The organism is Limnochorda sp. LNt (genome assembly GCF_035593265.1).
GTDB classification, from domain to species: domain Bacteria; phylum Bacillota; class Limnochordia; order Limnochordales; family Geochordaceae; genus Geochorda; species Geochorda subterranea.
On record NZ_CP141614.1, the window covers coordinates 859,603 to 871,304 of the forward strand.

The 11,702-nt window shown below is 72.8% G+C and carries 10 protein-coding genes and 1 pseudogene; 10 read left to right on the top strand and 1 reads right to left on the bottom strand.

The genetic code is table 11. The annotated features are described in order from the left end of the window. Positions 1 to 29: 29 nt before the first annotated feature. The gene (locus VLY81_RS04045) at positions 30 to 473 is read right to left on the bottom strand and encodes a cupredoxin domain-containing protein (protein ID WP_324669748.1); all 444 of its coding nucleotides are present in this window, start codon (positions 471 to 473) and stop codon (positions 30 to 32) included. 291 nt (positions 474 to 764) lie between these two features. On the opposite strand from VLY81_RS04045, the gene VLY81_RS04050 reads away from it, so the two are divergent. From VLY81_RS04050 to VLY81_RS04095, 10 genes and pseudogenes are all read left to right on the top strand, one after another. Further along, positions 765 to 1,319: a phosphatidylglycerophosphatase A gene (locus VLY81_RS04050; protein ID WP_324669749.1), complete on the top strand. Its 555-nt coding sequence runs from the start codon at positions 765 to 767 to the stop codon at positions 1,317 to 1,319. 9 nt (positions 1,320 to 1,328) lie between these two features. After that, entirely contained in the window at positions 1,329 to 3,464 is a 2,136-nt protein-coding gene (locus VLY81_RS04055; protein ID WP_324669750.1) for a DEAD/DEAH box helicase, read from the top strand. Positions 3,465 to 3,560: 96 nt separating this feature from the next. Next, on the top strand, positions 3,561 to 5,042 hold the full coding sequence (gene yfmF, locus VLY81_RS04060; protein ID WP_324669751.1) for an EF-P 5-aminopentanol modification-associated protein YfmF: 1,482 nt from the start codon (positions 3,561 to 3,563) through the stop codon (positions 5,040 to 5,042). A 7-nt stretch (positions 5,043 to 5,049) separates the two neighbouring features. Next, positions 5,050 to 6,420, top strand: coding sequence for an EF-P 5-aminopentanol modification-associated protein YfmH (yfmH, locus tag VLY81_RS04065; protein WP_324669752.1), 1,371 nt, complete (start codon positions 5,050 to 5,052; stop codon positions 6,418 to 6,420). A gap of 188 nt (positions 6,421 to 6,608) precedes the next feature. After that, positions 6,609 to 7,364: pseudogene (locus tag VLY81_RS04070) on the top strand (DMT family transporter); the annotation flags it as partial. Next, entirely contained in the window at positions 7,348 to 8,019 is a 672-nt protein-coding gene (gene deoC / locus VLY81_RS04075) for a deoxyribose-phosphate aldolase (RefSeq protein WP_324669753.1), read from the top strand. The pseudogene VLY81_RS04070 and the gene deoC, both read left to right, overlap by 17 nt. Then, on the top strand, positions 8,016 to 8,702 hold the full coding sequence (rnhC, locus tag VLY81_RS04080) for a ribonuclease HIII (RefSeq protein ID WP_324669754.1): 687 nt from the start codon (positions 8,016 to 8,018) through the stop codon (positions 8,700 to 8,702). The genes deoC and rnhC overlap by 4 nt, the downstream gene beginning before the upstream one ends. 30 nt (positions 8,703 to 8,732) lie before the next feature. Beyond that, on the top strand, positions 8,733 to 10,175 hold the full coding sequence (locus tag VLY81_RS04085; protein ID WP_324669755.1) for a tetratricopeptide repeat protein: 1,443 nt from the start codon (positions 8,733 to 8,735) through the stop codon (positions 10,173 to 10,175). Beyond that, positions 10,172 to 11,080 carry a ribonuclease H-like domain-containing protein gene (locus VLY81_RS04090; RefSeq protein WP_324669756.1) on the top strand — a complete coding sequence of 303 codons (909 nt, stop codon included), beginning with the start codon at positions 10,172 to 10,174 and terminating at the stop codon, positions 11,078 to 11,080. Before VLY81_RS04085 ends, VLY81_RS04090 begins: the two co-directional genes overlap by 4 nt. Beyond that, complete coding sequence (locus tag VLY81_RS04095) at positions 11,077 to 11,685, top strand: class I SAM-dependent methyltransferase (protein ID WP_324669757.1); 609 nt, start codon at positions 11,077 to 11,079, stop codon at positions 11,683 to 11,685. Before VLY81_RS04090 ends, VLY81_RS04095 begins: the two co-directional genes overlap by 4 nt. Positions 11,686 to 11,702 lie beyond the last annotated feature (17 nt).

An 11,702-nucleotide genomic window follows, 5' to 3' on the forward strand; every position in this document is an offset into this window, starting at 1 on the left:
CCGTGGGGCCTGGCGGAGTGGTAGTCGGCCTACCGCTGGACCACCAGCGTGCCGCGCATCCCCAACTGCTCGTGGCCCGGGATGGTGCAGATGAACCGGTACTGACCGGGCGTGGACGGAGCCGTCAGGGTCAGGGTCGCCTCCTGGCCCGGGTCGATCTGGCCCGTCTCGACGCCCAGGTCCGGTACCGCCAGATCGTGGGCGCTGGCGCCCTGGTTGACCACCCGCAAGGAGATCGTCTGGCCAGGCCTCACCTCGATGCGGTCGGGGACGAACCGGAACTGGCCGGCCTCATCGGTGGCGATGATCTCGATCTCGCCCGAGGCGCTGGTCTGGGAGCCGGACGAGCCGGAGGAGGCCGAAGGTCCGGTCGAGGTCGACGGGGCCGGAGCCGACGCCGACGAGGACGGGCCCGACGTGGAGCTGGTGGAGGAGGGCTGCGAGCTGCCGCCGCAGGCCGCCACCACCACCATCAGTCCCAGCAGTGACGCGACGAGAGCCCACCTTCGGGACCGTGCGGACCGTGAACCGCGGGGTTCCATGGCGACGCGTGCGTCCCCACCTTTCACGTCTGCCGAGTGCCGTTCCCCCGTTGACGCCGTCTACCCCGTCCGGCGATCCGCGCGAAGTATATGGGGGGTGGGGGGGCAGGTCAAGACGAATAGCCATTATTAACATCTTCCTGCCGTCCATTTCCGTCCGCCTCGGTGCGGGGGCGTTGCCGCAACGTGGCGTGGTACCATGAGACGAGGTCGGGGTGAGCGATGACGACACGATGGCTTCCGGGCAGTGCGCGTGCCCTCCTGGCGATGCGCGGGGTCGATCTGGGCCCCATCGTGCGCCTGGTCTATCGGATGCAAAAACCCTACGTGCCCGATCTGACCGAAGAGATGTGTCGCCAGAGCGTGGACCACGTCGTGGAGAAGCGAGAGGTGCAGTACGCCATCCTCACCGGCGTGACACTGGACGTCATGGCGGAGGAGGGGCGCCTGGACGAGCCGCTGGCCGGGGTGCTCCGGCAGAGCCCGGATCTCTACGGCATCGACGAGGTCCTGGCGCTGAGCATCGTCAACGTGTACGGCAGCATCGGGCTGTCCAACTTCGGCTACCTGGACCAGGAGCAGCCGCCCGAGCTCGCGCAGGCGCTTCCCGCCGGGCCGGGAAGGGTGCATACTTTCCTCGACGACATCCTGGCCGCCATCGTAGCCGCGGCGTGCGCCCGCATCGCCCATCAGGCGGCGGACGTCCGGGAGGGTCGGGTGGTCGCCGGGACGGGCGAGGCGGCCTCGCATCCATCCCAGCCCAAGAGCGGCGGATAGACGGACGAGATGCAAGAGCACCAGACGTCCCCACCCACGTCGTTGCTGGAGCAGGCACCCGAGACCTATCGGGGCTTCAAATTGGACCCCTTCCAGCAGGAGGCGATGGCTTCGCTGGCCGCGGGTCGCTCGACCCTGGTGGTGGCGCCCACGGGGACGGGCAAGACCCTGGTGGCCGACTACCTCATCGAGCGCACCTACCGCCAGGGGCGGCGAGTGGTCTACACCGCCCCCATCAAGGCGCTCTCCAACCAGAAGTTCAAGGAGTTCAAGCGGCTGCTGGGCCCCGAGTCGGTCGGCATCCTGACGGGCGACGTCGTCATCAATCCCGACGCCCCGGTAGCCATCATGACCACCGAGGTCTTCCGCAACCTCCTGCACCTGGAGGCCCGCCGGCTGGAGGGCGTGGCGTGGGTCGTCTTCGACGAGATCCACTACATCGATGACCCCGAGCGGGGCTCCGTCTGGGAGGAGAGCCTGCTGTTCCTGCCGCCCGAGGTGCAGTTCCTGGGGCTGTCGGCCACCATCCCCAATGCCGACGAGCTGGCGGACTGGCTCGAGGCCGTGCAAGGGCGCAAGGTGCACGTGGTGGTCTCCCGGGAGCGGGCCGTGCCCCTCGAGCACCACCTCTACGAGCCCACCTTGGGGGTGACGTCCCGGCCTCGGCTGGAGCGGCATGCCCGGCGGCTGGAGGCCAAGGGCGGCCTTTGGCCACGGGGTCGGCGGATCGAGGGCTACGGCCGCCGGCTCCACTACCCGCCGGTCGATCCCCTGGCCCTGCTGGGCGAGGTGGGGGAGGATCGGCTCCCGGCCCTGTACTTCTTCTTCAGCCGGCGCCTGACGGAGGCCTACGCCCGCGAGCTGGCCGCCAGCCGCGACTACCTGCCTGCCGAGGCCAAGGAGGAGGTCCGGCGGGTGGTGGCCGAGGTGTTGGCGCCCTACCCGCCGGGCGCGGCGGCCCGGGCGGAGCAGCTGCTGGCCCTGTGGGAGCGCGGGGTGGCCTTTCACCACGCCGGCCTGCTGCCGGCGGTCAAGGATGCCGTCGAGGAGCTGTTCGAGCGGCGGCTGCTGCGCGTGCTGTTCTGCACGGAGACCTTCGCGGTGGGGGTCAACTTCCCGTGCCGGACGGTCCTGTTCGGCACGCTGCGCAAGTACGACGGCGTCGAGTACCGGCCCCTCACCAACCGCGAGTACTTCCAGATGGCCGGGCGGGCCGGGCGTCGGGGCATCGACGAGCGGGGGTACGTCTACGCGGCCGTCGACCTCAACGAGATCCGCATCGACGAGCTGCCGTCCCTCGAGGAGGCCGACGTCGAGCCGCTGCGCAGCCAGTTCGTGCTCAGCTACAACACGGTGCTCAATCTGCTCAGCCGCTTCACCCCCGACGAGGCCCGAGAGGTGATCCGCCGCAACTTCGCGGCGTTTCAGGCCCGCGCCAGCCGCGCGCGGCTCGAGCGCGAGATCGGGGTGCTGGAGCGGCGGCTGGCGGAGCTGTCGGGGGACGGCCGTTCCGTCAAGGCCCTTCGCAAGACGCGGCGGGCGCTGGCACGCCTTCGGGACGAGCTGGCGGTGCACCCCGGCCCCGAGCAGTTCGCGCAGGCCTTCGACCGCCGACGGCGGGTGCTGGCCGACCTCGACTACCTTCGCGATGGCGGGGCGCTGCTCACCTCCCGGGGCGAGCTGGCCCGCCACATCCACGTGCAGGAGCTGCTGGTGACGGAGCTCTTGGCCGACGGCTTCTTGCGGCGGCTGGATCCCGCGCAGCTGCTGGCCCTGGCCGTGGCTGTCGACTACGAGCCCCGGCGGGCCGAGTACCTGCCCCGGGGGATCCCCTTTCCCATGGAGCCCGTGATGCGGGCGGCCCGGGCCATCGGCGAGACCGAGCTGCGCCACCTCGGCTACGCGACGGTGCGGTTCGGCCCGCACCTGTCGCGGGCCGTGGTGGCATGGGCCCACGGGGAGGGCCTGGACCAGTGCCTGAGCCTTACCGCCGTCGACGAAGGCGACTTCGTCTTCGCGATCCGCAGGGGCATCGACCTCCTGCGCCAGGTGCGCACGGCTGCCGCCGGCGATCCCTTCCTGGACGCCACCATCGGGGAGGCCATCCGGGCCGCCGACCGGGACGAGGTGGCCATCGTGCTGTGACGCCGGGTGGATCGCCCCGCATCCATCGTCGTCGAAGGTATCCGGGGGACGCCGGCGAAACAGACTGGAGCTGATAGGCGAACGCATCGCCGGGTCGTGCCGGCCGGGGGGCCGGCACGCCCGTTCCATGCGGCCCGGGAGCCGGGCCGCCCCGGCGAGCAGGGGATGGTGCCGGCATTGACGGAGAAGGAGGCCCCCGAGGCCGGCTACGGGTGGTTCGAGACCAGGGAGCTGGCGGGGCTGCGGCTGCATGTCCTGACGACGCGCAAGTTCAAGCTCGAGACGGCACGGGTGGCCATCCGGCTGCCGCTGGTGCGGGAGCACGTGACCGCCAACGCGCTGGTGCCCATGGTGCTGCGTCGAGGCACCCGGCGACTCCCCACGCTGCAGGCCATCGCCCGTCATCTGGAGTCGCTGTACGGGGCGCGGCTCTCCGTCGACGTGGGCAAGGTGGGCGACACCCACGTGATCGAGCTGCGGGGCGAGACGGTGGCCGACGCCCATCTGCCGGGGTGGCGTCCCGGCACCCGGCAGCTGGAGGCCCTGCTGCGCCTGCTCTTCGAGATGTGGCTCGACCCTGCCCGGGGGCCCGAGGGGCGACTGCGAGACGAGTACGTCGTCCAGGAGAGGGAGATCCTGCGGCGCCGCATCGAGGGCATCATCAACAACAAGCGCCAGTACGCCGTCCACCGGCTGATGGAGGAGATGTTCGCGGGCCGACCCTTCGCGCTGCACCGGCTCGGGCGGCTGGAGGACCTGCCCGCCCTGGACGGGCGGGCCCTGGACGAGGCCTATCGCTCCCGCATCCTGGGCGCGCGGGCGGACCTGCTGGTGGTCTCGTCGGCGCCGGCCGACGACGTGGCCGCACTGGCCCGCCGCGTGCTGGACGAGGTGGGGTGGCGGCCCGCCGACGGGCGGCTCGACGAGATCGCGCAGGCCGGGCCGGCGCAGGACGGAGCCCCTCCCGAGAGGGGCGACCCTCGGGTGGTGACGGAGACCCAGCCGGTGCGGCAGGCCGTGCTGGCCCTGGGCTACCGGACGCCGGTGCGATTCGCGTCGCCCGATTATCCGGCGCTGGTCGTCTGCAACGGAGTGCTGGGGGGCTTCCCGCACTCCAAGCTGTTCGTCCACGTGCGCGAGCGCAACTCGCTGGCCTACTTCGTCTACAGCCGACTCGAGTCGAGCCATGGCGCGCTGCTGGTCAGTGCCGGGGTCGACCCGGGCCTCAAGGACCGGGCGGTGGCCATCATCGGCGAGCAGCTGGAGGCGGTCCGCCGTGGCGAGATCGAGCCCGACGAGATGGAGGCGACGCGCCGGGCCCTGGTGCGCCGCTGGCGTGTCGACGAGGACGATCCCAACGCCCTCATCGACCACTACCTGGTAGGCCTGGTCAACGGCCGCCAGCGCCCGCTGGGCGAGCTCATCGACCAGGTCGCACGGGTGGGCCGTGACGAGATCGTGGCCGTCGCCCGCACCGTTCGGGCCGACACCTTCTACTTCCTGACCGCGTCGGAGCCGGCGGCCCCCGACGCCTCGGAGGGGCAGCCGGTGGCCAGCCGCGGGGAAGGGGCATCGTGAGGCGAGGATGGCGCAGCAGCAGGCCCAACTGGTCACGATGGAGCGGCGGGAGGTGGCCGGGGATCCCCTCCTGATGGGCCGGTACGCCTCGGGGCTGGCGGCCTACGTGCTGCCCAAGGCCCACTTCCGGCAGAAGTACGCGGTGGTGGCCGTGCGCTACGGCTCCGTCGACAGCCGGTTTCGGGGGGCCGATCACGCCCGGCCGCTGGAGGTGCCGGCGGGCATCGCCCACTTCCTCGAGCACAAGATGTTCGAGAAGGAGGACGGGGATCTCTTCACTCGCTTCGCTCGCCTGGGCGCCTCGGCCAACGCCTACACGTCGTACACCGCCACCGCCTACCTCTTCTCGACGGTGGAGCACTTCGAGGAGGCGCTGGAGCTGCTGATACGGCTGGTGAGGGAGCCGTACTTCACCGAGGCGTCGGTGCGCAAGGAACAGGGCATCATCGAACAGGAGATCCGGATGTACGAGGACGACCCCGGGCGCTGCCTGGTGGTCAACCTGATGCAGGCCCTCTACCACGTCCATCCGGTGCGCCTGGAGATCGGCGGCACCGTCGAGTCCATCCGCCAGATCGACGCCTCGTTGCTCTACACGTGCCATCGGACCTTCTACCATCCGGCCAACGCGACCCTGGCCGTCGCCGGCGACGTGGACCCCCAGCGGGTCTGGGAGCTGGCCGGCCGGCTGGCCGCGGACGGCGACGGCCACGTCGTGGAGCGCTGGGACCCCGAGGAGCCCGAGCCGGTGCGGGAGGCCCGGGTGGAGACGCGGTTGCCCGTCTCGCGGCCACGGCTGGCCCTGGGCATCAAGGACCCGCGCCGAGGCCTGCAGGGGGTCGATCTGGTGCGCCGCGAGCTGGCCGTCAACCTGGCCCTCGACGCGGTGCTGGGCCGCAGCTCCGACACCTTCCAGGCGCTTTACGAGGAGGGGCTCATCGACGACGGCTTCGGCGGGCGGTACGCGTGCGACACCCGCTTCGCCCACACCGTCATCGGTGGCGAGACGCCGGACCCCGACCGTCTGGAGCGCCGCCTCAAGGAGGTCTTGCTCCGGGCGGCGGAGCGCGGGGTCGATCCCGAGACGTTCGAGCGGCTGCGCCGGCGGGAGGTGGGGGAGTTCGTGGCCGCCATGGACAATCCGGAGATGGTGGCCAACTCCCTGGCCATCCTGCATTTCCGCGGCGTGACGGTCACCGACTACCTGGACGTCCTGCAGCGCCTCGATCATCGCGACGCCAGCGAGGCCTTGCGGGATCACGTGGCCGAGGCGCGCATGGCCGTTTCGGTGGTGCTCCCCGATGGCAGGGCGCGGGCCGACGGAGTGGGGGCGCCGGGCCGGCCCGGCGGCGCGGCCCGGTCGGATGCGCCTCGCTGAAGGTCGCCCTCACCTGATCCTGGCCGTCGGGGTGCTGGCCGTCTCCTCGGCCGCCATCTGGGTCCGGCTGTCGGAGCTGCCGTCGTCGGTGCTGGCCTTCTACCGGCTGGGCTTCTCGGCCGTCGGCACGGCAGGGGCGGCCTGGTGGCCGGCGTGCGCCGGCGGCAGCGGCCCGACCGCCGGCGGCGCCGACGGGACGGGCATGGGCGTGGTGGGCCGCGCTGGCGGGCGTCAGCCTCGCAGCTCACTGGAGCTTGTGGTTCGCCTCGCTGGACCTCACCTCGGTCCTCAGCTCGACGGTGCTGGTCACCACGCAGCCCCTGTGGGTCGTGCTGTTGGGCTGGCTCTTGTGGCGGCAGCGGCTGGGGAGGGCTCGCGCCGCCGGCCTGGCGGTGGCCCTGGCGGGCGGTCTGCTGGTGGCGGTGGCCGATGGGCTGCGGGCGGCGTCGGAGCCGGGCGCGGCCGGAGCGAGTCACAGCCTCTACGGGGACGCCCTGGCGCTGCTGGCGGCGGTGCTGGTGAGCGTCTACCTGCTGGTGGGCCAGCGGCTGCGGGCGACGGTGCCGCTGGTGGAGTACCTGGCCGTGGTCTACACCGCGGGCGCCGTCTCGCTGGGGCTGGCCAACGTGCTGCTGGGCCAGCCCGTCTGGGGCTGGCCGTCTCACGAGGTGGGCATCGGGCTGGGTCTGGCGGTGGTGCCGACCCTCATCGGTCATTCGGCGCTCAACATGGTGGTGGCGCGCCTGGGGGCCGCGACGGTGGCGACTGCCGTGCTGGGAGAGCCCGTGGGCGCGTCGTTGCTGGCCCTGCTGCTCTTCGGCGAGGCGCCGGGAGCCCTGCACTGGCTGGGCGCCGCGCTGGTGCTGGCCGGCATCTACCTGTTCGCCGCGCCGCCGCGCCAGCCCCAGGACAGGGGGGAACGGGTGCATGCTCCGTCCCGATGAGCTGGCCTCCCGGATCGATCACACGCTGCTCAAGCCGCAGGCGTCGCCGGCGGACGTGGAGCGGCTGTGCCGGGAGGCGGTCGAGTGGCGCTTCTGCGCGGTCTGCGTCAACCCGGTCTACGTGCCTCTGGCGGTACGGGAGCTGGCGGGCACGGGCATCCGGGTCGCCTCGGTGGTGGGCTTTCCGCTGGGGGCCACGACGAGCCTGGCCAAAGCCGTGGAGGCGGCCGAGGCCGTGGCGGCGGGCGCCGCGGAGATCGACATGGTGGGCCCGCTGGGCCTGCTGCTGGGCGGAGACGAGAGGGCCTGGGCGGAGCACGTCCGGGCCGTGCGCCGGGCCATCGGGCCGTCGGCGGTGCTCAAGGTGATCCTGGAGACGGGCCTGCTCGACGAGCGGCTCAAGCGGACCGCCGCGCGCCTCGCCGTGGATGAGGGGGCGCACTTCGTCAAGACGTCGACGGGCTTCGGCCCCGGTGGAGCCACCGTCGAGGACGTGCGTCTGCTGGCGGAGACGGTGGCGGGACGGGCCCGGGTCAAGGCATCCGGCGGCATCCGCACCGCCGAGGACGCCCTGCGCCTGCTCGAGGCCGGGGCGGACCGGCTGGGGACCAGCTCCGGGGTGGCCATCGTGCAGGCCGTGGCCAGCCGCTCGTGAGCGGGGGCTTCGTGGCGCGGGCCGGTCTGGACGAGTCGGGAAAGGGCGACTACTTCGGCCCGCTGGTCGCGGTGGCCGCCGCCGTGACCGAGGCCGGCGCCGAGCGGGAGATGGCGGAGCTGGGCGTGACCGACTCCAAGCGGCTGTCGGACCGGCGGTGCCTGGAGCTGGCCGAGACCCTGGCCCGGCGGGTCCCCTTCGAGACGGTCGTCATCGGCCCGGCCCGCTACAACCAGCTCTGGGATCGCCTGGGCAACGTCAACCGCATCCTGGCCTGGGCCCACGCCCGTGCGCTGGAGAACCTGCTGGCTCGGGTCGACGTCACGGTGGTGTTGGCCGACCAGTTCGCCCGGGATCCCGACCGGCTGGGCGGGGCGTTGATGGCCAGGGGACGGCGGGTCGAGTTGCGCCAGCGGCCCAGGGCCGAGACGGCGGACATGGCGGTGGCGGCCGCCTCGGTGCTGGCGAGGGCGAGATTCCTGCGGGAGCTGGAGCGCCTCTCCCGCACGGCCGGCATCCTGCTCCCCAAGGGCGCCACCCACGTGGAGGGACCGGCGCGGGAGCTGTGGCGGCGGGGAGGGCGGGAGCTCCTGGGGCAGTTCGCGAAGCTGCACTTCGCCATCACGGAGAGGGTGGCGGCCCTGGAGGCAGGAGGCCCTCGACCGGGCGGCGAAGGGCGGTAGCGAACAGATGCGCGGGAGGGGGCGACGGACGTGCGGCGGCTGGCAGTCTGGGCCGCGTTGACGGTGGCCCTGGCCGCGGGCCCGGCCATGGCGGGCGCCGCCGAGGCCCAACGGAGCGTGGCGCCAGGCACCCTGGCCCTGCGCATGTCGGAGAGCATGGGGTGGCCGGACCGCTTCAGCGCCGTGGTGCGGGTGGAGCCGGTCGCGGCCGCGGCGGGGAGCGGCGCGGTTTCCTTCCGGGTCGAGTCCTTCACCCCCGACACGTTTCGGTGGACGCCCATGGACCCGCGAGGGGTGGGCGGGACGGCCTGGCGGGGCTACCTCCACCTGGAGACCGGGGGGCCGGGTCCTCGCTTCACCTACGGATACGACGGCTTCCCCTTCCTGAGGGCGCTCGAGGTCTACTTCGGTATCTTCCGGCCACTGCCGGAGGGATCCCGGCTGGTCCTGGGGCAGGGCGTACGCCTGCTCAACCGCTCGGCCGTGGAGGCGGTGCTGTACGATAGCGGCGCCGGGCAGCAGGCTCACCTGGTGGTCGATGCCGAGACGGGGCTGGTGCTGCGGGCCTCCGTCCTGGCACCCGGGCGCAGCCAGGGCGAGAGCACCCCGCTGGTGAGCGCCGTGCGCTTCGACGTGGGTGCTGCGGTGGCCACGGTGGAGTACGAGGCACCGGTGCTGGGCGATGGGGGCCGGATGGTCCTGAGCCGGCGAGGCCGGGTCTGGTTTCTGTCGGAGGCGGTGGTGCACGATGGCGCCCAGGCGCACCGGGTGCGGCTCGAACAGGTGCGGCTGGGCGACGAGGCCGGCCCGATGACCCGGCCCGACGTCTCGACCCTCCAGCGGCTGGCGGGGGCCCTCGAGCGAGCCCAGCAGGCCGTCCAGGAGCGGCGGTGGGAGGCCGCCGCGGCCGCGGCCCGCGAGGCGCTGGGTGTGGACCCGTACAACATCCGGGCCCACAACCTCCTGGGCTACGCGGCCATGGAGCGCGGCGACTGGGTGACGGCCGCCGGCGCCTTCGACCAGATCATCCATCTCGCGCCCGACTCGCCGCTGGGCTACAACAACCTGGCGTACCTCTACGCGGACAAGGGCTTCAACCTGTCGCGGGCGTTGTCGCTGGCCCGGCGGGCTATGGACCTCTCCGGTGACGAGCCCGACGCCTCGGTGCTCGACACCTACGGGTGGGCCCTGTATCGCAACGGGCGGATCGACGAGGCCCGTCAGGTGCTGGAGCAGGCCGTGGCCGCCTCGGGCGACGACCCGCGCTCGCAGGCCGAAATCCTCTACCACCTGGGCGTGGTCCTGATCCGCATGGAGCGCCTCGACGAGGCGCGGCGCCTGCTGGGGCGGGCGATCGAGCTCGATCCGGACCTGGAGGAGGCGCGGGAGGCCCTCGGCCTGCTCGAGAGGGGAGAGCCGGGCATGATCGGGCTTCCGGCCGCCCGGGCCGGAGGGAGGGGCGCCGCGGCGTGACCCTCCGGTACGGCCAGGGCCGGGAGTGGCAGCCGTCGGGGGGCGCCGGCCCGATATGGCGCATCGACGGGCTCATCGAGCCGCAGGATGCTGGCTTACGCGCGCCCGAGGAGTCGGGGACGGAGCGTCTGGGAGCGTGGGTACGCCGGCTCCGCCTGGTCAGGGGGGTCGGACCGGTCCGCCAGCGCCGCCTGCAGGCGAGCGGCTACCAGGATCTCGTCGCCCTTCAGCGCCACCCGGCCTACGGGGCCGACGCCCGCCAGGCGTGGGGGGCCGTGGTCGAGCGTCGGCTGGAGGAGCTGCGCCGGCGCAAGGTGCGGGAGGGGGAGCTCCTCTCGATGTACGAGGCGGCGGAGCTCGTCTTCTTCGACATCGAGACGCTGGGCCTGGCGCCGGTCTTCCCCGTCTTCCTGGCGGGCCTGCTGCGGGCAGAGCGCGACGGGTGGCGGTGCACCCTGCTGCTGGCCCGCACCCCTGAGGAGGAGCCGGCCCTGCTGGCGGGGGCCGAGACGCTGCTGCGCGAGGGCCGTGCGGTCGTCACCTACAACGGGCGCGGCTTCGACGTGCCGTTCCTGGCCATGCGGCGAGCCGTCAACGGGCAGCCGGCGCCGGCGGGCTGGCCGGGAGTGGCGGTGCTCGACCTCCTCGGCGAGGCGAGGCGGCGCTTCAAAGGCGTGCTGGGCGACGCCCGGCTGGAGACGGTGGACCGCTACCTGCGATGGGCTCGGCCGGCGCAGGGCCTGCCCTCCCGGCTGGTGCCCGAGCACTATCGCCGCTTCGTGGAGAGCGGAGACCCGGCCTGGATCGAGCCCGTGCTCGAGCACAACCTCCAGGACTTGCTGGCCATGGCCAACCTCTGGGGGGTCGTGGCCGACGCCCCCGATCCCGTGCGGGAGATGCCGTGAACGAGCACTACTTCACCCGGGAGCCCGCCTCGCCCCACCGTCCCGCCGAGGTCGTCTTCGAGTGGCGCGACGTGCGGCTGCGCCTGCATACGGATCGGGGGATGTTCTCGTACCGGCGGATCGACCCGGGGACTCGCCTGCTGGCGACCCAGTTCGTGCCGGACGGGCCCGGGCGCGTGGCGGATCTGGGGGCCGGCTACGGGGCGCTGGGGCTCATGCTGGCGGCCCGGTTTCCCGATCTATCGATGGTGATGGTGGAGATCAACCAACGGGCCGCCCGGCTGTGCCGGGCCAACGCCGCCCGCAACGGGCTCCGGGCGCAGGTGCTGGTGGGAGACGGTCTGGCGGCGCTGGGACCTGGGAGTCTCGATGCCGTCGTGACCAACCCCCCGGTTCGGGCGGGACGGAGCGTCATCTATAGGTGGATGCAGCAGGCGGCCCAGGCGCTGAGGCCGGGCGGGACCTTCTGGATGGTGGTGCGCACCCGGCAGGGCGCGGCCTCGCTGGCCAGGGCCGTCGAGGCCCGCATCGGTCCCGTCGAGCTGATGGAGCGGGGCGGGGGCTATCGAGTCTTTCGCGCTCGCAAGAGCGGCCCGGCCCCCTGAGCCGGGCCATCCGCTTC

Coding starts and splice junctions, on each gene's coding strand:
- VLY81_RS04050 (WP_324669749.1), top strand. CDS start 765: ATGACGACACGATGGCTTCCGGGCAGTGCGCGTGCCCTCCTGGCGATG.
- yfmH (WP_324669752.1), top strand. CDS start 5,050: ATGGCGCAGCAGCAGGCCCAACTGGTCACGATGGAGCGGCGGGAGGTG.
- VLY81_RS04045 (WP_324669748.1), bottom strand. CDS start 473: ATGGTGGTGGTGGCGGCCTGCGGCGGCAGCTCGCAGCCCTCCTCCACC.
- VLY81_RS04055 (WP_324669750.1), top strand. CDS start 1,329: ATGCAAGAGCACCAGACGTCCCCACCCACGTCGTTGCTGGAGCAGGCA.
- deoC (WP_324669753.1), top strand. CDS start 7,348: ATGCTCCGTCCCGATGAGCTGGCCTCCCGGATCGATCACACGCTGCTC.